At 46.5% G+C, this 22,520-nt stretch carries 26 protein-coding genes, 1 tRNA gene and 1 pseudogene; 15 read left to right on the top strand and 13 right to left on the bottom strand.

Annotated features, from left to right (window positions below):
• Positions 1-12 precede the first annotated feature (12 nt).
• Together ACR3I3_RS01460 and ACR3I3_RS01455 are read left to right on the top strand one after the other, a co-directional pair.
• Positions 13-381 (top strand): hypothetical protein, encoded by a 369-nt coding sequence (locus ACR3I3_RS01460; protein ID WP_440952804.1) that lies wholly within the window; start codon positions 13-15, stop codon positions 379-381.
• 192 nt (positions 382-573) lie between these two features.
• On the top strand, positions 574-1,305 hold the full coding sequence (locus tag ACR3I3_RS01455) for an RAD55 family ATPase (protein WP_440952803.1): 732 nt from the start codon (positions 574-576) through the stop codon (positions 1,303-1,305).
• 158 nt (positions 1,306-1,463) lie between these two features.
• Here ACR3I3_RS01455 and ACR3I3_RS01450 read toward each other — a convergent pair whose 3' ends face one another.
• Positions 1,464-2,147, bottom strand: a complete 684-nt coding sequence (locus tag ACR3I3_RS01450; protein ID WP_440952802.1) for a DUF5591 domain-containing protein — start codon at positions 2,145-2,147, stop codon at positions 1,464-1,466.
• Positions 2,148-2,260: 113 nt separating this feature from the next.
• Between ACR3I3_RS01450 and ACR3I3_RS01445 the strand changes: the two genes are divergently transcribed.
• Positions 2,261-2,638: a helix-turn-helix domain-containing protein gene (locus tag ACR3I3_RS01445; RefSeq protein ID WP_440952801.1), complete on the top strand. Its 378-nt coding sequence runs from the start codon at positions 2,261-2,263 to the stop codon at positions 2,636-2,638.
• A 160-nt stretch (positions 2,639-2,798) separates the two neighbouring features.
• Here the strand turns inward: ACR3I3_RS01445 and ACR3I3_RS01440 are convergent, their stop codons facing one another.
• Genes ACR3I3_RS01440 through ACR3I3_RS01430 form a run of 3 tightly spaced genes read right to left on the bottom strand, consistent with a single transcriptional unit; the run spans position 2,799 to position 4,934 of the window.
• Positions 2,799-3,974 carry an aminotransferase class I/II-fold pyridoxal phosphate-dependent enzyme gene (locus ACR3I3_RS01440; protein ID WP_440952800.1) on the bottom strand — a complete coding sequence of 392 codons (1,176 nt, stop codon included), beginning with the start codon at positions 3,972-3,974 and terminating at the stop codon, positions 2,799-2,801.
• A gap of 47 nt (positions 3,975-4,021) precedes the next feature.
• Positions 4,022-4,513, bottom strand: a complete 492-nt coding sequence (locus ACR3I3_RS01435) for an Lrp/AsnC family transcriptional regulator (protein WP_440952799.1) — start codon at positions 4,511-4,513, stop codon at positions 4,022-4,024.
• Positions 4,514-4,556: 43 nt separating this feature from the next.
• On the bottom strand, positions 4,557-4,934 hold the full coding sequence (locus ACR3I3_RS01430; protein WP_440952798.1) for a 30S ribosomal protein S8e: 378 nt from the start codon (positions 4,932-4,934) through the stop codon (positions 4,557-4,559).
• A gap of 179 nt (positions 4,935-5,113) precedes the next feature.
• Here ACR3I3_RS01430 and rnz point away from each other — a divergent pair, with 179 nt between their 5' ends.
• The 3 genes from rnz to ACR3I3_RS01415 all read left to right on the top strand — a co-directional run bounded on the left by rnz (position 5,114) and on the right by ACR3I3_RS01415 (position 6,861).
• Positions 5,114-6,031, top strand: coding sequence for a ribonuclease Z (gene rnz, locus ACR3I3_RS01425; RefSeq protein WP_440952797.1), 918 nt, complete (start codon positions 5,114-5,116; stop codon positions 6,029-6,031).
• A gap of 83 nt (positions 6,032-6,114) precedes the next feature.
• On the top strand, positions 6,115-6,573 hold the full coding sequence (locus ACR3I3_RS01420) for a hypothetical protein (RefSeq protein WP_440952796.1): 459 nt from the start codon (positions 6,115-6,117) through the stop codon (positions 6,571-6,573).
• A 111-nt stretch (positions 6,574-6,684) separates the two neighbouring features.
• On the top strand, positions 6,685-6,861 hold the full coding sequence (locus ACR3I3_RS01415; protein WP_440952795.1) for a hypothetical protein: 177 nt from the start codon (positions 6,685-6,687) through the stop codon (positions 6,859-6,861).
• Positions 6,862-6,934: 73 nt separating this feature from the next.
• Here the strand turns inward: ACR3I3_RS01415 and ACR3I3_RS01410 are convergent, their stop codons facing one another.
• Complete coding sequence (locus ACR3I3_RS01410) at positions 6,935-7,219, bottom strand: hypothetical protein (RefSeq protein WP_440952794.1); 285 nt, start codon at positions 7,217-7,219, stop codon at positions 6,935-6,937.
• A gap of 25 nt (positions 7,220-7,244) precedes the next feature.
• Positions 7,245-8,360 (bottom strand): AAA family ATPase, encoded by a 1,116-nt coding sequence (locus ACR3I3_RS01405; RefSeq protein ID WP_440953724.1) that lies wholly within the window; start codon positions 8,358-8,360, stop codon positions 7,245-7,247.
• Between the two features lie 455 nt (positions 8,361-8,815).
• Between ACR3I3_RS01405 and ACR3I3_RS01400 the strand changes: the two are divergent.
• From ACR3I3_RS01400 to ACR3I3_RS01385, 4 genes and pseudogenes are all read left to right on the top strand, one after another.
• Positions 8,816-9,055 (top strand): annotated as a pseudogene (locus ACR3I3_RS01400) (response regulator); the annotation flags it as partial.
• Between the two features lie 21 nt (positions 9,056-9,076).
• Entirely contained in the window at positions 9,077-10,555 is a 1,479-nt protein-coding gene (locus ACR3I3_RS01395; protein WP_440952793.1) for a response regulator, read from the top strand.
• A 197-nt stretch (positions 10,556-10,752) separates the two neighbouring features.
• Complete coding sequence (locus tag ACR3I3_RS01390) at positions 10,753-11,529, top strand: sulfide-dependent adenosine diphosphate thiazole synthase (protein ID WP_440952792.1); 777 nt, start codon at positions 10,753-10,755, stop codon at positions 11,527-11,529.
• Positions 11,530-11,616: 87 nt separating this feature from the next.
• Positions 11,617-11,691, top strand: a tRNA-His gene (locus ACR3I3_RS01385).
• A gap of 225 nt (positions 11,692-11,916) precedes the next feature.
• Here ACR3I3_RS01385 and ACR3I3_RS01380 read toward each other — a convergent pair.
• From ACR3I3_RS01380 to ACR3I3_RS01370, 3 genes are all read right to left on the bottom strand, one after another.
• Positions 11,917-12,264: a DUF356 domain-containing protein gene (locus ACR3I3_RS01380; RefSeq protein WP_440952791.1), complete on the bottom strand. Its 348-nt coding sequence runs from the start codon at positions 12,262-12,264 to the stop codon at positions 11,917-11,919.
• Between the two features lie 121 nt (positions 12,265-12,385).
• Complete coding sequence (gene proC, locus ACR3I3_RS01375) at positions 12,386-13,195, bottom strand: pyrroline-5-carboxylate reductase (protein ID WP_440952790.1); 810 nt, start codon at positions 13,193-13,195, stop codon at positions 12,386-12,388.
• A gap of 90 nt (positions 13,196-13,285) precedes the next feature.
• On the bottom strand, positions 13,286-13,780 hold the full coding sequence (locus ACR3I3_RS01370) for a multiprotein bridging factor aMBF1 (protein ID WP_440952789.1): 495 nt from the start codon (positions 13,778-13,780) through the stop codon (positions 13,286-13,288).
• 83 nt (positions 13,781-13,863) lie between these two features.
• On the opposite strand from ACR3I3_RS01370, the gene ACR3I3_RS01365 reads away from it, so the two are divergent.
• Entirely contained in the window at positions 13,864-15,147 is a 1,284-nt protein-coding gene (locus tag ACR3I3_RS01365) for a proteasome-activating nucleotidase (protein ID WP_440952788.1), read from the top strand.
• Positions 15,148-15,165: 18 nt separating this feature from the next.
• On the top strand, positions 15,166-15,756 hold the full coding sequence (locus ACR3I3_RS01360; RefSeq protein ID WP_440952787.1) for an endonuclease dU: 591 nt from the start codon (positions 15,166-15,168) through the stop codon (positions 15,754-15,756).
• A 4-nt stretch (positions 15,757-15,760) separates the two neighbouring features.
• On the opposite strand, the gene glmM is transcribed toward ACR3I3_RS01360, so the two are convergent.
• Positions 15,761-17,104 (bottom strand): phosphoglucosamine mutase, encoded by a 1,344-nt coding sequence (glmM, locus tag ACR3I3_RS01355; protein WP_440952786.1) that lies wholly within the window; start codon positions 17,102-17,104, stop codon positions 15,761-15,763.
• Positions 17,105-17,193: 89 nt separating this feature from the next.
• Here glmM and ACR3I3_RS01350 point away from each other — a divergent pair, with 89 nt between their 5' ends.
• Positions 17,194-17,508 carry a signal recognition particle protein Srp19 gene (locus ACR3I3_RS01350; protein ID WP_440952785.1) on the top strand — a complete coding sequence of 105 codons (315 nt, stop codon included), beginning with the start codon at positions 17,194-17,196 and terminating at the stop codon, positions 17,506-17,508.
• A 129-nt stretch (positions 17,509-17,637) separates the two neighbouring features.
• Here the strand turns inward: ACR3I3_RS01350 and ACR3I3_RS01345 are convergent, their stop codons facing one another.
• Together ACR3I3_RS01345 and ACR3I3_RS01340 are read right to left on the bottom strand one after the other, a co-directional pair.
• Entirely contained in the window at positions 17,638-17,811 is a 174-nt protein-coding gene (locus ACR3I3_RS01345; protein ID WP_440952784.1) for a preprotein translocase subunit Sec61beta, read from the bottom strand.
• Positions 17,812-17,862: 51 nt separating this feature from the next.
• Positions 17,863-18,882, bottom strand: coding sequence for an S-methyl-5-thioribose-1-phosphate isomerase (locus tag ACR3I3_RS01340; protein WP_440952783.1), 1,020 nt, complete (start codon positions 18,880-18,882; stop codon positions 17,863-17,865).
• 141 nt (positions 18,883-19,023) lie between these two features.
• Between ACR3I3_RS01340 and ACR3I3_RS01335 the strand changes: the two genes are divergently transcribed.
• Positions 19,024-20,874 (top strand): HD domain-containing protein, encoded by a 1,851-nt coding sequence (locus tag ACR3I3_RS01335; RefSeq protein WP_440952782.1) that lies wholly within the window; start codon positions 19,024-19,026, stop codon positions 20,872-20,874.
• Positions 20,871-21,623 (top strand): tRNA (adenine-N1)-methyltransferase, encoded by a 753-nt coding sequence (locus ACR3I3_RS01330; RefSeq protein WP_440952781.1) that lies wholly within the window; start codon positions 20,871-20,873, stop codon positions 21,621-21,623. Before ACR3I3_RS01335 ends, ACR3I3_RS01330 begins: the two co-directional genes overlap by 4 nt.
• Before the next feature lie 85 nt (positions 21,624-21,708).
• Here ACR3I3_RS01330 and radB read toward each other — a convergent pair whose 3' ends face one another.
• A complete protein-coding gene (radB, locus tag ACR3I3_RS01325; protein WP_440953723.1) occupies positions 21,709-22,377 on the bottom strand; it encodes a DNA repair and recombination protein RadB in 669 nt (222 codons plus the stop codon).
• Between the last annotated feature and the right edge of the window lie 143 nt (positions 22,378-22,520).

Raw genomic sequence — 22,520 nt, 5'->3', positions numbered from 1 at the left:
ATGGGGTTTGGTATGGTGGAATTAGTAACTCTGGGTGATAAGAACTATTCTCTGGAAACAATAAGGCTTGTTACAGGTGATATGAATGCAGGTTCTGATATAAAGGACATCCCTGAAGAACAGCTCCTCCTTTGTGAGGCAATAGATGATCCTTATCTTCTTCCCTATCTGCTGGAAAAGTTCTACATGATGGAGATCGGGGATGCAGAACAGTTCCGTCTGTGTCTTATAAGGGTGCAGGTGGATTCGGATATGCGTCTTAATGAGGATATCCAGATGCATCAGCACAGGGGTTATGTTGCCCGTACCATAGAGAAACTGATGTTCCGTGATATTTTCCTCGAGATAATAAAGGAGGAAGATGTTGGTATGGATGGTTGATCCCTGGTGTTATTTATTAGCGGATAAATCATTTTTTATATCATAACAAGGCATAGAGGAATAGATAACGCAGATGCTAATGGGTACTTATCTATTTGAGTAGGGAGAAAATGTATTCATTATGTCTGCAAGGATCTCATGATTCTATTTTAAAAAAATCTACATGATCTAACTATATTATCAGGTGTAAAGATGGCTGACGAAGTAGCTCAAGAAAGGGTTAGCACGGGAATTCGTGGATTGGATGAAATGATGCATGGTGGATTTTTCAAAGGGACTGCCAATGTGGTCTCTGGTAAATCCGGTACCGGTAAGACGATCTTCGGGACCCAGTTCCTGCTGGAAGGTATCGACAAAGGCGAGACCGTGATGTGCATAATCACATCCGAGGAATCCAAGTCAATTGTGCGTGAAATGCAATCCTCTTTCGGATGGGATCTCGATTCAAAGGTCGCAGAAGGTAAGCTGGTGTTTGTAGACATCACAGATCCAAGCCTTCGCCTTCAGAAGAGTGTGGAGATCGCTCCAACAGAGCTTATCAAGAGCTTCAAGAAACTTGTTGAGAGCAAGATCGAGGAAACAAAGCCTGACCGTGTCTTCATCGATTCCATTGAGGCAATGTTCCTTGCAATCGAGTCCAACTACAAGCTGCGCACTTTGATCGATGATATCTTCGGTATCTTCAGAAGGCGTGATGTCACAGCTCTTGTGACCGTTGGTGTTATGTTCGGACTTGATGAGATGGTCGAGTATGGTGCAGATTCTGTTATCAAGCTGGGCCGTGAGATTATCGGAAGCAACCTTCAGCGTACCATCTATGTAATGAAGCTCAGGGGTTCCAGTACCATCAACGAGGTAAGGGTGCTCAATATCTCTGATAGCGGTATGGCTGTACTTGCACAGTCTCCATATCTTGAAAAATAATTTGTCCAATGAACAGGTACCTGGGAGGTACCTCTTTTTTTACTTTGTTTGATCCTGGTGCCCGCTTTGCAGCTTGGATCAGAATTTGAAAATTAAAGCCAATCTTATGGGAAATTTAACTCTTTCTCCGGATCAGCAGACTGGGGATGCTGGCATTTTTACAAAAGGTACCAGTCCATATCATTTGTGGAGTGGTCCTCATGGACTCCCACTGTTCGCGGTGGTATGTTGAGGATATTGGTGATAGCATCTGAAAAGTCCTGAAGATATTCCCGCTGGCTCAGGCTTCCATATTTGAAGCGCTTGGTCGGGTCTGCGATCTCTTCCATTGTTCTCCTGGCAGGGACGATGGTGACCTCTATGCCTGAAATCTCAACCGCTTTTTCCATGGCTGTCCTGAAATCGCCGATGCAGTAAGCTATGCGATGTTTGTAATTGTCGCGTGTTTTTTCCAGGTATTTTGCAAGCCTTTCACTTTCCATCTTGATGAAATCCCGCTTTATCTTTGCAACATTGCATTTTCCCATCATGAACTTGTAATCCGTGAAGGGATATTCAGTGTCTATCTCACGAGGTGTGATCCCGCAGGTTCCGAATACCACTACGTGAACATCCCCGGCTTCCAGTATGCCGAAGATGATCCTATCATACATTTTGTGTGAGGGGCTGGTGTGGTAAGGTTTCCTCATTGCACAGGGTACAAAGATGCAAAAATCATTTATGGGGGGCTGATATTCAGAAAGTACCCACTCGTTGGCACGTATCATATCGGGGTGGTATATCAGTCGCTCAGTGTCCAGTGGTTCACTTGAACGTTCGTTCTCAGGAATTATAGTTGTCAAGGGTTGAGGGATTCTGATAAACTATATATATAATTAACGACGTGAATATTATGGTTTTGTATAAACTGTACAAGAGTGATTCATAAGTTCCATCAAATTATAAGTGGTGAATAATGACAGCAACAATACGGGAAATGTTAAGGGCAAACTGTGAATGTGAAGATGTGGCAAAATGCATACTTGGCCTGAAGGCACTTGATATGGATGCATACAAATGCTTGCTTGCTAACGGACCAATGACTGCCGAAAATCTTGGAGAGCATCTTAACAGGGAACGCAGTACTGCCTATCGTTCATTGCAGAACCTTATCTCGTCTGGCCTTGTCTACCGTGAGACAAAGACCATCGACATCGGTGGATATTATTATGAATATGTTGCCATTGATCCTTTGAGGGTCAAGGAAATGCTCAAGGAGAACATAGAGTTGTGGTATACGAAGGTAACCGGTCTTATTGAGAATATCGATAAAGAGCTCCTTGGGAGTAATTGATTCTCTTTTTCCGGTCGATCATTTTATGTAGGTCCATTCCTGAAGTGGTTCCTATATAGTTCTAACTTCAATAATCAGGTGCTTTCAGCTCTCCTGTTTGCTGATCGGTCAATTGTATTGTTTGAAAAATAAGTTGAAAGAAGGATGGTGAGGTATGTTCTCATAATCCGTCAATAAATGTGGCTATCCTGTCAAGAGCTTCCCTGATGTCTTCCCTTGATGCTGCGTAAGCACAGCGAAGGTAACCTGCACCGGTATCTCCGAAGATATCCCCTGGGATCGTGACGACGTTCTGCTCTTTGAGAAGCCTTTCTGCAAATTCATCAGATGTAAGTCCCGTGCTCTTGATGGATGGGAATGCATAGAATGCTCCTCTTGGATTGAAACATTCAAGTCCCAGGTCGTTGAGCCCGCCGACGATGAGCTTCCTGCGGCGGTCGTATTCACGTACCATCTTCTGTACTTCTTCCTCGCCGTTGCGGAGAGCTTCGATAGCACCCACCTGGGCAGTTATCGGGGCGCAGAGCATTGAATACTGATGGATCAGCATCATGGAACTGATGATCTCAGGCGCTGCCAGCGCGTATGCCATCCTGAACCCGGTCATGGAATATGCCTTTGAGAAGCCGTTCAGCATGATCGTCCTGTCCCGCATTCCTTCAAGAGCTGAGAAACACGTGTGTTTTCCTTCATAGGTAAGCCTCTCATAGACATCATCCGATATCATCATGATATCGTGCTCTACGATGACGTCTGCAATGGCTTCCAGTTCATCCCTGCTTATTGTTGCACCTGTGGGGTTGTTCGGATAGTTGATGATCACTGCTTTTGTTTTGTCCGTAATGGCGGCTTCTATCTCTTCAGCTGTGATCTTGAAGTCATTGTCCCCTCTTGCACCGATGGTCACAGGGACTCCGCCTGCGAATATAACGGATGGTACGTAGGCAACGTATGAAGGCTGGACCACAATGATCTCGTCGCCAGGGTTTGTGATGGCCCTTATTGCAAGGTCGAGCGCCTCACTGACTCCGGTTGTGACAAGTATCTCGTTTTCCGGCGCGTAGTAGACGTTGTGTCTCTTAACGTATGATCTTGAGATCTCCTCACGAAGCTCCATCAGGCCATAGTTGGATGTATAGGATGTTTCCCCGTGCTCGATAGAGTGTATGCACGCCTCGCGGATATGCCATGGTGTGGCATAATCAGGTTCTCCTACTCCGAGGGAGATTATGTTCTCATTCCCTGACGCCATATCAAAGAATTTACGGATACCTGATGGCGGTACTTTTTGCATACTGTTCGATATAAATCTGGAGGGGTTGCATTGTGTTCTCAAGATAGGTGCCTCCTTTTAAGGAAAAGCAGTTTTTAAGAAAAATAAACTTATGGGGAGACCGCAAGTCTCTTGACCTGGTCTGGTTCGTCCAGGATCAGCCCATCTTCTTTGTAGGTCTTCAGAACAAAGTGTGTGGCAGTGCTCTGGACCTGATCCAGTGTCGCTATCTTCTCCGCTACAAAGAAGGCGACCTGTTTCATGGAATTGCCGCGCACTGTTATAGAAATGTCATGTTCACCGGAAAGCAGCCTGACTGAGCGCACTTCCGGGAACTTGTATAGCCTCTCGGCAATTGCCTGGTATCCCAGTTTCCGTTCAAGGATGACCTTGAGTTCAATGATCGCGTACACGTAATCCTCGCCTGCCAGTTCCCAGTCAATGACTGTCTTGTACATGCGAATTATCTTTGATCTTTCAAGTGATTCGATCTTCTGCTCCACTTCCTCAACGGTCATGCCTGCGAGCTTTGCGATCTCTTCTGGCTTGATCCTTGCATCTTCTTCAAGGATCTCCAATATATTACGTGTTTGCTCATCCATACCTTGAACTTCCCGGGATTAAAAAAGTTGATCAAGTAGGAATTTACTCGATCAGTACTGCGTTGACCACACCATCCTGTCCTGGACGGCTTGTGACAATAGCATTGCCGATTGCGGTCTTGATAACTGCGCCTTTTGTGATGGTGTTACGCCTGACGTAGTGTTCGTTTGCAGTGTTGTCAACAACTGTCTCGATAGCTGAAACAATTGTCTTACCGTTTGAAGGGTTTGTGACGTTTGCAACGTTTGCCTGCAGGAGCCTTACTTTCCTGTTTCCGCCACGTGTTGCGACGTTCTTCCTCTTTGTGTCAGCAACGTGTGTTTCTGCAGGTTCACGACCGAGTTCGAATTTCCTCTTGCTGCGTGCAGCTTTGATCTTTGCTCCTGTGTATTTCCTTCTGGATCTTCCCTGAAATAGCATGATTTGTCCTCTTATTTGTTATTAGTAGAATGAATTTCTATCATATATAATCGGTTAATGGAGTTCCTTTACTAATAGGATTCTATATGAACTTTTCGAGCCACCCGGCTTTTTCCTTTTGTTCATTGGAATTTCAATTGTGATAAGTGATAAATAATTCTATCGTATAATTGTTATTTATGCTTCTTGTAACATTTTTAGGGACTGGCGGGTCTTTGCCTACAAAGAACCGTAATCCATCTGCGATCATGGTGAACAGGGACGGCGAACTTATAATGTTCGACTGCGGTGAAGGTGCCCAGCAGCAGATGATGAGGGCAAAGACCGGAATGATGAATCTCTCCTCAATATTCATCACTCATTTTCATGCAGACCATATTCTTGGAATGCCGGGTCTTGTACAGACCATGTCCTTCCAGGGCAGGACCGAGCCTCTCACAATATATGGTCCTGAGTGGGTGGAGGAGTTCGTAAAGCTGCTCTCTGCCCTTGGTTACTACAAGCTGAAGTTCGAAATAAGGGCCGTTAAGATGGAGCGCGGCGATGTCGTGAGGAAGGATGGCTATTCTGTTGTTGCTTTGCAGACGGAGCACAATGTAAGGAGCATTGGTTATGCACTTGTGGAAGATCCCCGTCCGGGGAGGTTTGACCGTGAGAAAGCTGTCAAACTTGGTGTACCTGTAGGTCCTCTTTTTTCAAAGCTTCATAAAGGGGAGGATGTGGAAGTTGATGGGAGGGTCATCAGGTCTGAAGATGTTGTAGGCGCCCCCCGTCCGGGCAGGACCATCATCTATTCCGGCGATACAAGGCCTTGCAGGGACGTTCTGGAAGCAAGCGAAAATGCTGATCTTCTGATACATGATGGTACACTTGCCGACGAAAAGCTCAAATGGGCAAAAGAGGCAATGCATTCCACAGCAGGCGAAGCTGCAGCTCTGGCAAGGAAGGCAGGTGTCAGGAAGCTGGTGCTCACACATATCAGTTCAAGGTACTCGGATGACGTAACCCCTCTTCTCAATGATGCAAGAGCGATATTTGAAGACGTCATTATTGCAGAGGACCTGATGTCCGTCGAGGTGCCCTTAAGGGATCAATAAGGGCCGATCCCTTTCTTTTTCTTATTGCATAACGTTTTTAAGTCCGGCTCCCCAAACTATTGATTGTAATGGTTGGTGGTGCAATGTTACATGAGCAACATACTGTTAAGTCCGGAACTTTTGATGGAAAGAACATCATAGATCCCTATCATATATGTGAGTTCAATGATGTGATCATGAAAATAGCTTCCCTGAAGGACAATGATGTCCGGATATCCAGAGGTGTCGATAAGATCACTGCAAAGGTCTGCAATACTGCGGTACGACTTGCAATGGAGGATCATGATACTCCTTTGAATCGTATTGACCAGGCAATAACAATGAACTTTGCAAAGCCTGAGCAGATAGGGCATGACCTCAACAGGATGATCTCTGAAAAACTGAACCTTGGTCAGATGTTTCGGTATCCTGAAACTTTCCGTTATGATCAGAACCGAAAGAAAGACCTCATAGCTCGTGAAGTCCCTGCTGTTAAGAAGCTGAGCATCAATATCAATTATGCAATGGAAGCACTGTATGCACAGGAGGGCTCTGAGGAATAGTGGAACATCATAATCAATCACGAATGGTTTGAACTTAGTACGGCCCCTGTCTTCGAGCTTGTACCGGAGATGTTACCTCCAAATTCGGAATATAGCTCAACTATAGGTGTCGTGAACATATTGGCTTTCTTCGATATGGATTCTGTCCGCAGGGATTGGCCCGGTCCCATTGATCTTTTTAATGTTGGATGCATTGCAACGCTAATGGAACATGTTGTTCCGGAAGTGGCAGTTCCTGATGAAAATGGTATCATCCACAACTATGGGATCGAATGGCTTGACGGGTGAACAGGACTGAATTAATGAAAAAAAGCGCAACGACAATTAAAAAAAGATATGGAAGTCAAATGCCTTTCTATTCTCAGAGTATCGTCCAGTCCAGTTCGTTATCGTCTTCATCGTAGAGGTGGACTTCCATGGACATCTCTTCCAATCCATAAGGCAGTTCCTTTATTCCAATGTAGAGCGAATCGCCTATGCTGATGTTGAAACCTTCGGCCCTGACCCTGGCAAAGTACACCCTGCCGCCGGAATCGAAATCTTCCACGGTAACTCCTTTCCACTGCTTCAGGTTATCAATTATATTCACTACTCTGCATTCGAACCTGTCATTTTCACTGATGGTGGTCATAGTATCACATTTCACCTATTGGGGTTAAAGGTTCCGTTTTTCATATATAAAGTCTACTCAGGGCACCGGTGTCTTCTTTTTTCACCAATCTTGATATCGCATTCTCAAAAAGGTCCTGCCCGACCTCGTCTCTGTCATCGATTATAGCCTGATGGAGGGCGGTCTTGAGCACTTTTTCAACGATATCCCTTCCTGAGAGTCCTGCTGTGAGCTTTGCGATCCGCTGAAGATCGATATCTCCTGCATTGATGGGGAATGTACTTATATTCTGTTCGATTATGCTATGCCGGTCCTGCTCATCAGGTAATATGAACTCGATCTCTTCCTCGAAACGGCTCCTTACGGCAGCATCAAGGCTGTCTATGCGGTTGGTTGCTCCTATGGTGCAGACTCCCTGGCGTTCAACGATGCCATCCATCTCGGTAAGAAGTGCGTTCACTATCTCTGCAACGTCTCCTCTAAGTTCCTGGAATCTCCTGTCCAGTGCGATGGCATCCAGTTCATCAATAAAGATTATGCATGGCTGCATTTCTTCGGCCCTGTCGTAAAGCTGGTGGATCTGACGTGCGCCTTCTCCTACGAACTCCCCAATCAGCTGTGTGGCCTTTATTGGAAGGAGCGGTACATCGGTCTTGTTCGCAAGGGCCTTTGCAAGCATCGTCTTTCCGGTACCTGAAGGTCCGAAGAACAGCACATTGCGGGGTGCCCATTTTCCAAATCTTTCCGGCTCTTCCAGGAAGCGCTCGATCAGCTTGCATTTTCGGCGTGCATTCTTCTGTCCGATGACATCATCGAACGTTATGCCTGTGGAGGGTTCCGCAGAAACGTTCTCCTTTTCCTCTTCGTTGACTATTATTATGGTCTCTATCCCGATGACAGACTCTGGTGGCTCGACGTCGAGAACCTTGTAGGCAAAGTCCGGATACATCCTGTGGTCGAAAAGGTATTCTCCTTTACGTACTACGGATCCTTTCCATTGTTTCCTTGCATATTGCTCGAAGATCTCCGGGTCCTCTATCTCCGGGTATTCGTCAAGCATACTGCTTAGTGGATATCCTTTTGGTTTTAATATGACTATGTCTGCGGTGGAATCGGAAGGATCAGTGTTCTCTTCCCGATTTCTTTTTAGCGTTGTCTTCTGTGCCGATCGGACTATTTTATCAACTCTTTTTGTTCTTAGGCTGGGTATGCAGGTGATCTGATTTAATCTATTTCCTGCAGTTTTCTCCTTTGAAGTTATGTGTGGTCTCATGATACTATCATTTGATCCGTGGATTAGGTTCCTAATTACATTTCGGTATATGACCTTAACGGGATAAATTATATAATTACCTGTGATATATCGTAAGGAAGAGTGATAGTTCTAAATATATGTTCCATTTATGTTGTCCTGATATGTGATACCATTGCCTTTCTTTTTATGGAAAGGCTTTGTGTAATGATATACTGAAATCTGTCGGTCTGAAAATGGTGTTAATAATGGGTAAGATCCTTGTTGTGGAAGACAATCCTATGAATATGGAACTGACCGTGGTCCTGCTGGAATCCTAGGGCTATGCTGTAGGTCAGGCAAAAGATGGAGCACAGGCCCTCGATGAAGTTAGGGGTGGAAATTATGAGCTCATATTGCTGGATATGCAGCTTCCGCGTATGGATGGTCTTGAGGTCCTGTGGCATCTTAAGAACGACCCGGAGACCGCTGATATCCCTGTTGTGGCCCTGACCGCACATTCTATGACCGGTGATGGGCAAAAGTTCCTTGATGCAGGGTGTACCGGATATATCTCCAAACCCATCGATGTTCCACTGTTCCGTGCTCAGATAGCTGAATACATGGGATCTTCTGTTTAATTTTTTATTCAGGTGTGAAATATGAACGATGCTCCCCTTCCAAAAATACTCATTGTCGATGATGAACCGCTGAATGTAGAGCTTATGGAGGTCTATCTTTCCGGGGATTATGATGTGGTCCCGGCCTACGGTGGAGCAGAAGGGCTTGAGATAGTCAGGAATGAAGATATCGACCTTGTCCTTCTCGATGTAATGATGCCGGACCTGAGTGGTTTTGATGTATGTAAGGCTTTAAAGGAGGATCCTCTTTACAATTTCATACCTGTTGTTATGGTGACTGCCCTGTCCGGCAAGGAAGACAAGATCCGGAGCATAGAGGCAGGTGCGGATGATTTTCTTTCAAAACCCGTAGACCGGCTTGAACTGGAGACTCGCGTAAGGTCTCTACTGAAGATCAAACAACTGCACAATAGTCTCGTAGCACAGCGTGATCAGGCACAGAACTATCTTGACGTTGCAGGTGTGATCCTTCTGGCGCTGGACCGGGAACAGAATGTCACTCTTGTTAACAGGAAAGGCTGCGAGGTCCTTGGCAGAAGCGAGGATGCTGTCCTTGGGAAGAACTGGTTCGATTCTTTCCTCCCTGCAAAGGATGCAGAATATATGAAAAAGATGTTCTGCAAAATGCTTGAGGGGGATATGGGTAAGTTCGAGTACTGTGAGAGCCGGATAATCAAAGCTGATGGTGAAGAAAGACTTATTAGCTGGCATAATTCTCTTCTTACTGATAAGAATGGAAATGTTACGGGTGTTCTGACCTCAGGTGAAGACATCACCGAACGTATGAGGGCAGAAACGGGGCTGAAAAAATATGCCGAAGAACTCGAGCACTCCAATGAACTGAAGGACCTCTTTATCGATATAATCAGGCATGACCTGATGAACCCGGCAGGTGCAGTAAAAGGTTTTACGGACCTTCTCCTCAAAAGGGGAAAACTTCAGGAGGGGGATTTCCGTATGCTCCAGTCAATAAAGCGTACTAACGATAAGCTGATCACCATGATAAGTAGTGCAGCCACTTTTGCAAAGGTTGAATCTGTTTCTCAGGTGAAGTTGAAGCCCCTGGATCTTGGTGAGGTGGTTGAGAATGCTGCCCAGTCCCTTGAATCACAGCTGGAGGAGAACAGGATCGAACTGAGGATCGGAATTGGGGGTTCTTATCCTGCACTTGCAGATCCGATGATCGAACAGGTTTTCATGAACCTGATCTCAAATGCAATTAAATACAGTCCTCGGGGATCGGTCGTTACTGTGAAAATTGATGATTCCGGTAACGAATGGAATGTCAGGGTCATTGATCAGGGGTCTGGTATACTTGATGGGGACAAGGAACTTGTCTTTGAACGTTTCAAGAGGCTGGATAAGGGCAATATCAAAGGTACAGGTCTTGGTCTTGCTATTGTGAAAAGGATCGTTGAACTCCATGAGGGCAAAGTAGGTGTTGAAGATAATCCTGAAGGACAGGGAAGTGTTTTCTGGTTCACTCTGAGAAAACCTTAAATGCAGAATAATTTATTTGATCACTCCATTTCCGTTTTGTCCACTCTTTTTTCTCTCACAAGCTGTCGTTTTTTGTATTCAGTTCCATCTACTTCATGATATTGTCCTCACTGTATACCGTCTTTGCCGGTTCCAATAACTTTAAGATACATGTTTCCAATCACCACTTGGATTTTTAATTATCATGAGGCAATAATATGAAACTTGATGAGGTCACGATTTCAAGAGCGATTATAGATGAGTTCTCTAAAGTATTCCTTGATTATACCGAAGTTGATGTGGCACTTGTAGGTGGAGGCCCTGCAAACCTTGTAGCTGCAAAATACCTTGCAGAGGCAGGCTTAAAAACGGTTATCTATGAAAAGAAATTGTCTGTCGGTGGAGGCATGTGGGCCGGCGGTATGATGTTCCCTCGTATAGTTGTCCAGGAAGAGGCACGTCATATCCTCGATGATTTCGACATTAACTACCATGAATACGAGGAAGGTTACTATATTGCTAATTCCGTCGAAGCTGTCGGAAAGCTCATAAGCGCTTCAACAACTGCAGGAGCCGAGATCTTTAACCTCGTTAATGTTGAGGACGTCATGATAAGGGACAACGATGAGGTATGCGGTCTTGTAATCAACTGGACTGCTGTGGAGATCGGCAGACTCCATGTTGACCCGCTGGCAATTCGTGCCAGAGTGGTTGTCGATGGTACCGGGCATGAGGCAGCTGTCTGTAACACTGTACAGCGCAAGGTTCCCGGGGCAAAGCTGGGCGAACTTGGTGTCGTAGGTGAAAAACCAATGTGGGCAGACGTCGGAGAACGCATGCTTGTGGAGACAACAAAGGAAGTGTATCCAAACCTGTATGTTGATGGTATGGCAGCTAATGCTGTTGCTGGTGCCCCACGTATGGGTCCTGTGTTCGGTGGAATGCTCATTTCAGGTAAACAGGTGGCAGATCTTATCATTGAGAGGCTTAAATAACTCCTCAATCCCGGGTTTTGAGCCAAAAAGTTTATCTAATAAAAGTACTAGTATAAGGTGCTTCGCAATGAAGCACCCTATTACCGTGCCGGGGTAGGGTAGCGGTTATCCTGTAGCCCTGTGGAGGCTACGATCCGAGTTCGATTCTCGGTCCCGGCCCCATTCCTTTTACTATTCTCTGGATGTTTTGATAATTGCCTTGTTGATATGTGGCATACTTTCTGCGTTTATCTGACTGGTCCTCTGCTGGCATCTGCTATGTTCTGACCGCAGATGTTAATGACCGTCCGTAAAATGAGATCTGATCTATCAGAAAGGAATGATGGTTATTAAGAAGAATGATGATTGTTGAAAAAAGAAATGATGCGGCTTTATGGTAAGCCACGTTTATACTTCGAATGCCCTGTCAAACTCAGGGTAAAGTTCAGAATTGTCTGCAAGTTCCTCAAAAGCATCATGTCTTGGACTGACTATCACAACATGTGCTGGTGGATGTATCTTCCTTAACTTACTGATCGCAGCACCTGCATTTGTTTCCAGTTCTACAAGGGCCGCAGAGTTGCACTTCGATTTTAGCGGTACTCCGGAAACGCTTACAAGAAGCTGGTCTGCATAAGATGGTTCGATCCTTTTCGGATTCGATCCGAACTTCATACTCCCATAGTGTTCTAGATCGTGCAAAGCTATTTTTATCTTATTCGGGTCCTCTGCCCGAATTACAGCAAAAGATTTCATTTTTAGTCCCCACAATAAACTTGATTGAAGTTTAATAAAATGAATACGGTCATCCCGATATATCAATCTTTGGATATTGTTCTTTGTTTTTCAATTTTGAAATTAAAAAAGAAAGCTGGCTTTATTTGCCTAGCTCCTTTGACCTTTCAGCAGATGCGATGACCGCATTCATGAAAGCAGCTCTGACTCCGCTTTCTTCAAGGACGTGTATTCCTCGGATAGTGGTGCCCGCAGGGGATGTTACCATATCCTTAAGTTCTCCCGGGTGCATTCCTGTTTCAAGTACCATCTTTGCAGCACCAAGGACTGTTTGTGCGGCAAGTGTTATGGCGCTTGCGCGGTCAAGCCCTTCGTAGACAGCACCGTCAGCCATTGCCTCTATGATTGGGAATATGTATGCAGGGCCGCTTCCTGAAAGTCCGGTGACGGCATCCATGAGCTTTTCCGGCACCTGTATGGCACTTCCAAGGGACCTGAAGATCTCAAGTGTAACCTCTGCATCTTCTGCAGTTGCATTTGTGCCGGTGCAGATGGCTGATGCCGCTTCTGCAACTGTTGCAGCGATATTTGGCATTACTCTTATGACCCTTGCGTCGTTGTTGAGCTCATCCTCGATGGCTGAGACAGGGACGCCTGCTGCAATTGATATCACAAGTTTGTCTGCTGTGATCTGTTCCCTGATCTGTGCAAGTATGTCCTTGAGTATCTGTGGTTTTATTGCAAGTACAACAATGTCGGAGTTCCCTATGGTGTTGGCATTATCGGTGGATACATTGATGCCAAGTTCACTGTTGAGTCTTTCAAGAGCAGGTTCATAGACATCGCTTGCATAGATCTTGATATCGCTGTGTGCTCCGAGAATTCCTCTGATAAGGGATTCTCCCATTTTTCCTGTGCCTATGAATCCTATCTTCCTGTCTGTAAGCTGCATGTTTTTTCCTTTTCCTGGTTAATATATTGCTACTTTAAACCTGACCGTAAAAAAAGAAAGATCATCTTGTGGATGATCCGGTCTGTTCTTTTATTTTCTCTTTATCGTCACGATATCGCCGAGTGTGGTCCCCCTGTTAAGGCGGTCAGCATTCCAGTCTCCTTCACCAACGCGTTCTGTAAGCTGGATGTTCAATGCCTTTTCGATCTTCCTTCTTACAGAATCTTCCGGAACGATCTCTCCACGTTCGATCTTTTTGATAAGTGATGCTTTTTCCTTTATCTTTGCGGCAAGTACTTCCTGTGTCCATCCCCGTTTTTCACGGGCATCGTGTATGATCTTCTCATAGTCATCAACGAGTTCATCACTAAGCTCTGCGAAAGGATCGCGTCGCGGGCCGGTCCTCTTTGGGGCAGCTACGCTTGTTTTTGGAGCTACTGGTGATATCTTCCTGGATACAGGTGAACGTGCTTTTACTGCTGTTCCATATTGTGAACATTTGCTGCACACTTTAAGTTGGCTTCCATCGATTGTGACTTCTATTGGCTGCCCTCTTATCTCTGTGCCACATATTTCGCATTGCATTTGGTATCATCTCTTGAAGTGTCTTTGCATTGCTCTTTTCGAAAGGGCTATATATCGTTTCTACTTAAATAATATTCGGAACTATGAGCGAAACAATAGATGAAGAATCAGGAAATGATAACTACAGTTTCCACAGTATTGTGAATAATGCCGGGGAGTATGGTTCCGGAAGCGATGAGGATTTTTCAAAGTATCTTCTGGACCGTATGAAACAGCTTGAGTCCCGTAACATGTTACTCAAAGAGCAATGTGGCCAGATCGAGTCCGAAAAGAGATTTATGGAATCGCAGAAGCTCAAGTACGAACGTGAGTCGCAGAGGCTGCAGTCAGAGCTGGACCGGTTGAAATCGGTGCCTCTTGTGGTTGCTAACGTGGTCGATGTCTTTGATGACGGAAGGGTTCTGATCAGAAGCAGTACCGGTCCTCAGTTCCTTGTGAATGCGTCCAGGGACATCGATTCCGATCTTCTGGTTCCCGGCTCAAGGGTGGCTTTGAACCAGCAGACCCTGGCGGTAGTGGATGTTATCCCCATTTCAGATGAGCCTGTCATCTCTGCCATGGAGGTCATAGGTTCCCAGGAGGTGGACTACTCTCAGATCGGCGGACTTGATGACCAGATACGGGAGGTAATTGAGTCAGTGGAACTTCCGCTCACAAGACCTGAATCCTTCTTACGCATAGGCATATCTCCGCCAAAGGGTGTGTTGCTCTATGGTCCGCCGGGTACCGGGAAGACCTTGCTTGCCAGGGCGGTGGCTCACAGGACCAATGCCACTTTCATAAGGGTGGTAGGTTCCGAACTTGTGCAGAAGTACATAGGTGACGGTGCAAAACTTGTGCGCGATATCTTCGAGATGGCACGGAAGAAGGCACCTGCTATCATATTCATCGATGAGCTTGATGCCATTGCAGCTACAAGGTTGAATGATACAAACGGAGCTGATCGTGAGGTTCAGCGAACCCTGATGCAACTGCTTGCAGAGATGGACGGGTTCGATAACAGGGGCGATATTCGCATAATAGCTGCAACCAATCGTCCGGATGTGCTTGACCCGGCGATAATCCGTCCCGGAAGGTTCGACCGTGTGATACAGATCCCGCTTCCTGACCAGGCCGGGCGTGAGAGCATATTCCGCATTCACACTGAAAGTCTCTCTATCGATGGCAATGTTGATCTTGTGAAGCTGGCAAAGCTTACCGAAGGTGCAAGCGGTGCGGATATAGGTGCTGTTGTAATGGAGGCAGGTATGTTCGCAGTTCGCCAGAACAGTGACCACATCACTATGGACAATATGCTTGAGGCAGTGGACAAGGTCATATCCTCACCAGATATCATAAACGACCCGTCGCTCCAGATGTTCTCATAAATCCGTCATTTTGGTCGTGTGAGCATGGTATTCCATATCAAACCGGAGATAAGGATACTCGGAATAGATGATTCCGCACTGATACGTGATAACATACTCATAGTCGGAGCTTTCTTCCGTGGTGGCCAGTGGCTGGATGGCGTGATGCGATCGGAGATAACCCGCGACGGGATGGATGCTACCGACAGGATCATTGGGATGGTGACCTCCAGTAAGCATTATGGTCAGATACGTGTTATCATGCTGGACGGGGTCACATACGGTGGTTTCAATCCGGTGGATATTGTAAGGCTCAACGGGGAAACCGGCATTCCGGTGATCGTTCTTATGCGTGAGGTGCCCGACCTTGAGAAAATAAAGAAAGCCCTTTGTCATCTTCCTGATGCAGATAAAAGATTGCAGTTGATCCTGAGTGCGGGAAAGGTCATTAAAACAATATCTAAGGATGTCTCAAATCCTGTTTTCATCCAGTGTGCAGGCATTGAGCCCTGTCTGGCATGCGATATAGTCAGGATGTCAGCAACCCGGGGCAATATTCCCGAACCATTGCGTGTTGCCCACCTGATCGCCACAGGCATGATCTGTGGCGAGTCGAGGGGAAAGGCCTGATCGATCAGGCCCTGAATCTTTCTACCAGTTCCACACCTTCGTTCATGAGCTGTACAGCTCTTTTTTCTGTCTTCGTTTCTGCGAATATGCGGATTATTGGTTCTGTTCCTGATGGTCTTATGAGCAGCCAGCCATCCTCGTGCCAGATCTTGACGCCATCGGTGGTATCCACCTCATGCTCCCCGTCCATGACATGTTCCTTTATGCTCTCCATGGTCTCATTAAGAGTGCTACAGTGGACCTTTGTCTTTGAATTGAAATATTCGGGAACGCTTTTCACAAGGGATGACAGCTTTTTACCTGATGCCATGATCTCAAGCAGTTTTGCACATGCCATGGCGCCGTCACGGCAGTACTGATGCTCAGGGAATATAAGTCCTCCATTGCCCTCTCCTCCGAATACCGCACCTGTTTCCATCATCTTTCTTGCCACATTGATAGAACCGACGGCGGTCCAGTGGAGTTCGACCTCTGCTTCTTCAGCAACGTCCAGCATACGCTGGGAAGAGCTTACGGGTGTTACGATAGGTCCCTTGTTATTTTCAAGGATGTATTTTGCCATCATTGCAAGGAGCACGTCCTCGTCGATGAAGTCGCCGTTCTCGTCAAAGAACACAGCCCTGTCAGCATCGCCGTCCTGTGCCACACCAAGGTCTGCACCCCTGCTTTTCACGATGTCTGCAAGCTCTGTCAGGACATCAGGTGTCGGCTCGGGGTTCCTCCATGGGAATGTTCCGTCAATCTGTGCATTGAGTGTTATGACCTCGCAACCAAGTCTCCTGAGCAGGAATGGCAGTGTGAGCGAACCTGCGCCACAGCCGGTATCAACAACCACCTTGAACTTCTTTTCCCGTATATTATCAGCATTCACTGAATTGATGATGCCGTTGATATAGTACTCGTTGGCGTTGTTGTCCTTGTAGAAATTGCCTGTCCTCTCCCAGCTTGCAGTGGAGAACTCCTTTGACATGTATATGCCCTCTACGACCTTCTCTCCCTCTCGTGAGAACTCACTTCCGTCCCCTGCAACCAGTTTAATTCCGTTGTACTCTCTTGGGTTGTGGGAGGCAGTAATGCCGATGCCTGCGTCAGCATGGTCCCTTACATAGTACTGTATTGCAGGTATCGGTGCAGTACCGATGTCTATAACGGTCACTCCTGTGGAAAGTGCTCCTGCGATCGCTGCAGATTTCAGCATTTCCCCGGAGATCCTTGTATCACGTCCGATAGCAATGATCCCCTTTGAACCCATGTAGGTTCCGAGGCTTTTTGCGACATCTATTGCAAGCTGTGGTGTGATGTATTCATTGGCAATGCCCCTTACTCCGTTTGTACCAAAAAAAGCCATTTGATATCTCCTCTTTAGAATTGATTGCATATGGGTTCTGACACTATTTTATGTTTTTGAGGTATGACATTTGACCAAGTTTAAATTATATGAGTTCCAATCTATGCCCCATGATGATGCGCGACAAAGGGAAACTGGTTATCTGGCCGGCAAACCTGGACAGGTCCAGGTCCCGAAAAGATGGCAGGATCATCTCCAGGAAAAGTTCTGTGGAGAAGCCGGAGCTAAGGGAGATCTCAATAGCTGCTGAGAAGCTGAACCTGCATCCTGAAGTGGAAGCTGATAAGAAATACCCACGTTCATGGTGGGAAGCAAGCGGTCGTATCCTTGTGGATAATGAAGAGCCAAAGACCGCGGTTGCGAGAAAGATAGCAAAAGCGATCAAAGAAGCACGTGGCGGATGATAGCATAAGCTATGTCCCTCACTTATCTCATTTTGAAATATCTGTTTCTTTTAGATAATGAATGCCTGCCCGATAAGGACTGCAGTCGCTTCAGAAAAAGGGTCCGGGATTATAAATGTTCAAATCAGGTTATGGCCAGAGGCCAAAACCTGCGCTTAATGCAAGAATGACTATCCCACAGACTGCACCGAAGACCATAACCGTCTTTGGCTGCACGTGAACTGCTCTTTTATCCGCATCATAGTATCTCATAAGACCTGCGGATGACATAAGTCCGCTTCCGCTAGATTTTTGTTTAGCCATATTCTCTCCGATAGTCTTTCAGATTTTTAAGCTTTGTGGATGCAATTGTTATCACATTATTACTTCATCCAGCAGGAAAGGTGGCTGGAATATGCCTCTTTCAGTAATGATGGCCGTGATGTTCTCCATCGGCGTGGCATCGAATGCAGGGTTGTAGACTTTTACATTTGCAGGTGCTATCTGATGCCCGGCCAGATACCGGAGCTCATCTGCATTCCTTTCTTCTATCTTTACGGTCTCTTCCCATCCATTAGGATCAAAGGTGGATATCGGTGCTGCAACAAAGAAAGGTATCTCATGCTCCCTTGCGAGAACCGAGTGTGTGTATGTTCCGATCTTGTTGAAGACAACGTCCTGTGTGATCCTGTCTGCACCTACGATGACCTTGTCTACCATGCCTTTCTTCATCACATGGCCGGACATGGAATCCGTGATAAGTGTTACGGGGATGTTGTCCTCCATGAGTTCCCATGTGGTGATCCTTCCCCCCTGGTTCAGGGGGCGTGTCTCACAGGCGATGACCTCTATCTCTTTTCCCTTCTCCACTGCGGATCGGATGACTCCAAGTGCCGTTCCCCAGTCCACACATGCCATCCTGCCGGCATTGCAGTGTGTCATGACCCTGTCGCCGTCCTCAAGCAGCTTGTGTCCATGTTTCCCGATAGATTTATTGATCTTCACATCCTCGTCTGCGATCCTGATAGCCTCAGATATCACAATATCTTTGATACTGTCGAGGTCATAGGCATCCTCGGTGGCCTTCAATATCCTGTTCACGGCCCATGCAAGGTTCACAGCCGTAGGTCTTGTTGCCTTGAGGGTGTCAGCAGCCACCTTCAGGTCCTTGAGCAGCATTTCCATGGAGGGGGCACTGCTTAGGCTGACTGCAAGTGCCATCCCGAAACCACCAGCAGCTGCCAGCGCAGGGGCGCCCCTGACCCTCAGGGACCTTATAGCTTCGCAGATGGATGCAAGGTTGTCGCATTCAATGATCTTGAGTTCTCCTGGCAGGTACGTCTGGTCTACCAGTATGATCTTTTTGGATTCATCGTTCCAGTCTATTGTTCTCATATGGACCACTTAATGACCTCTAATGACAGTTCCACATAAAAAAGTATTCAATTTGGTCCACTCTCAGCTTCCGGATGAACGTTCTATTTTTTCATTGTCCTGAAATTCTTTTTATATAGTGTCTTCTCATATTGCTAGCTGATGACAAAACCAAGGGTGGTCCATGACCCTGTTCACGGAACGATAATACTTTCAGAACTTGAACAGCTTCTGATCGATACTCCTCAGTTCCAGAGACTTCGCGGCATACAGCAACTGGGACTTGCGGATGTTGTATTTCCAGGCGCCAATCACACGCGCTTCGAGCACAGTGTGGGAACCATGCATACTGCCTCCCTTTTAGGCAATTATCTTGAGCTTGATGATGATTCCATACTGAAGCTCAGGCTAGCGGGCCTGCTTCACGATGCAGGTCACTCTGCTTTTTCGCATGCTGTTGAAAGCGTGCTCAAAAGGGATCCGGCAATCCGGCCGAAGGTAAACGGGAAAAGTTTTCTTAGGCATGAGGCCTTCACAAGGTATATTGTATCAGAAATTCTCCCCGGAAATTCTGTTGTTTCCAGGTTTGTAAGTGATGAGCTTGGATATGACCCGTATGCCTTCTTTTCCGAGATCTCTAAAATAGCAACAGGCGATACGTCTGTTGAAAAGCCCTATCTCTCACAGCTGATGTCCGGGGATATCGATGCGGACAGGATCGACTTCCTTCTCAGGGATTCATATCATACTGGTGTATCCCTCGGGCTTATCGACCTTGACCAGATCATACAGTGCCTTTCCATAAGGGGTGATGATGTGGTCCTGGGTGATCCGGATGGAGGAAGCTTCGATGAGGAACTGACCCTTGCGGCAGCAGAATCAATGCTTATTGCACGTTCCCATCATTACACCGCTATCATACATCACCCCCGCACCCAGGCTGTCAGGGTCATGCTCCTGAATGCTCTGGAAAGCACCCTGTCTGGTCTGAGGGATAAAATGGGGGATGAAAAGGTAGCCGAAATGGTTGAGGCTTTCTTCACAGAATATAATGATGCTGACCTTCTGGACCTTATCAGCAGGAACGGGGATGATGCTGCGAGGGAACTGTTGAACGATATACGTAACGGTACGATATATTCTCCGGTGGCAAGGTTCAACCAGAAGGCCCTCTTCCCCGGGACGAGGATGGCCCTTTCCACAATCGCACACAATGGTGTGGCAACAAAGATGCTGGAGGATGGTCTGGAGAAGGAATTCGGTGATGTACTTGTGGACCTGAGCATTGCGACTGGTGTTCCGAAAAGTGCACGTGTGATGGCAGGAGGGCATGAGAACTTCTTTTACGATGAATCTGCCCTTGCCAATGGCCTGGTACGTGCCATATCCAGGCAGATGTCACTGACAGTATTTGCTCATCCAGATGCATTGATAGATTCGGAGCTTGCTTCTGCACAGAAAAAGATGCGTGATATTGTGGACGATCTTTCCCCGAGGTTGCTGAACTTCATAAGAGGTGACCAGTACCTTCCTATTGAAGGTCTTATTCTTCTTCTCTATGCTGTCCACAGGCTTTTCGAGGAAGAAAAGGACGGTTACATCTCGATACCCCGCATCAGGAACATTACCTGGCTGTATCGCAATGTGGCATTCTTCAGGGAGGACAGCAGGTTAAAATACCTGTTCGACTATGATTTCCACACAAGATACGGTTTCCCATACAGCAACAAGGTCTATGAGGACATCCAGTTGCTGGTTGCCATGGGTATAGTTGACGAGGACCTGCGCTACTTTGAGACGGAAGGGCGCTTCAGGCAGCGTTATGAGTATGTGTTCACCGATGCTGGTGTGCAGTATGCGGCCTCCATCGTGGATTCCTATGGCCGTGAGTTCGGGATCATAACCGACCATCTTGCAATGAACAAACATTCAATACCTCGCGATATTGTTACAATTCCCCTGGAAAGGTACCAAAGGGACAGGAAAAAAGGAACATCAGGTGCAAACAGATGAAGTTAGGTGAAGTAGTGCTGTTAAAGACCAGCCACAGAGGAAAGATCAGGGAATTCATTACATCAGTATCTGATGACAGGTTCCACACTGACTTTGGTATGATCGAGATGTCAGAACTTCTGGATAAGGAACCCGGGGACAAAGTGATCTCCCACATGGGTCAGGAGTTCGTTATCCAGCTTCCAAGGATGCCGGATTTCTTCAGGCATGCAAAGCGCACCGGTGCACCTATCATGCCCAAGGATATCGGAATGATACTGGGCTATACGGGCATCAACAAGAATGACGCTGTGCTTGATGCGGGTACAGGGTCAGGTATCCTTGCCATGTATCTTGGTTCCATTGCAAAGAGGGTCCTCAGTTTTGAGATCCGGGAAGATTTCGTTGATGTGGCTCGTGAGAACATCCGTCGTGCAGGCCTGGAGAACGTAGAGGTCCGCTGTGGTAACATCGTTGATGAGATACAGGAGCTTGACGAGAAGTTCAATGCGGTGGTACTTGATACAATGGATACGCCTTCGGTGGTTCCGCATGTTCCTTCCATACTTACTCCCGGGGGGTTCCTTGTGACGTATTCTCCGTTCCTTGAGCAGACCGGCCAGATAAGGAAAGCGATCGATGAGGCAGGTTTCTTCGAGGTAAGGACAATTGAGTGCATCGAACGTGCCATGTCTTTCTCAGATCGCGGGACCCGTCCTTCAACTTCCAGAGTGGGTCATACCGGTTATATTACCATTGCAAGACTGTAATAATATGAAAAAGTTCATGCATGGTGCATGTTTTGTGTATGTGACAATACGTGTTATGCAATGATGTGTAATTTCGCAAAGAAGATTACCTTACGCCATCTGCGGTAATTGTGAACTCGCAGGTGGCACCTTCTGGTCTGGAGCGGTGTTTCCATAGCTTTGCACGGCGGCTTCCTGTACCTGTTCTTTCAAGCTGGACGATCGTTTTGGATATGTGCTCAAGTCCGCTTCCACCTATGGGTTTTAGCGTATTGGATGTAATGTCTGAGTAGACCTGGTTGGTTATCACCACTACTATCCCTCTCTTGCGTGCAAGGCTGTGAAGGAATCCGATCTGGTTCGAAAGTTCTCTTCTTGTCCTGATGCTTGAATCGTCATCGTCAAGCTCGAAACGGTAGTATGCTGTAGCAGAATCAAGTACGATAAGGCCGACGTTCTCTGTGCTTATCTTTTCGGTTTCCCTTACTGCAGAATATTGTTCTTCGAATGTATGTGGCTCGAAGATTATTATATCCTGTGCGATCTCTTTGGCATTCTCTCCGGCTATCTGCCTGAACCTGTCGGCGGATATGCCTTCTGTGTCGATGAAGATCGCTTTCTTCCCTTTCTTCACACATTCAACAGCAAGCTGGAGGCAGATGTTCGTTTTTCCGCTGCCCGCTTCTCCGAATATCTGGGTGACCACTCCTGATTCGAATCCGCCTCCCAGAAGTTCGTCTATGGGCTGGCAGCCTGAAGCTAACTGTTTGTTTATTTTCTACACCTCTGCTTGTGGGATGTATCTGGTATTATGGAATTTATGATATACATCTTTTGGCAAAAGGGATTTTGTTCTTCAGACAATTTTTAAAAATTTTTATGGATGACTCTATGGTAACTAATGTGGTAATAGTTATC

Origin of the sequence: Methanococcoides mangrovi (assembly GCF_052057775.1) — an archaeon.
GTDB lineage: Archaea > Halobacteriota > Methanosarcinia > Methanosarcinales > Methanosarcinaceae > Methanococcoides.
This window is presented reverse-complemented; position numbering and strand designations above follow the sequence as displayed.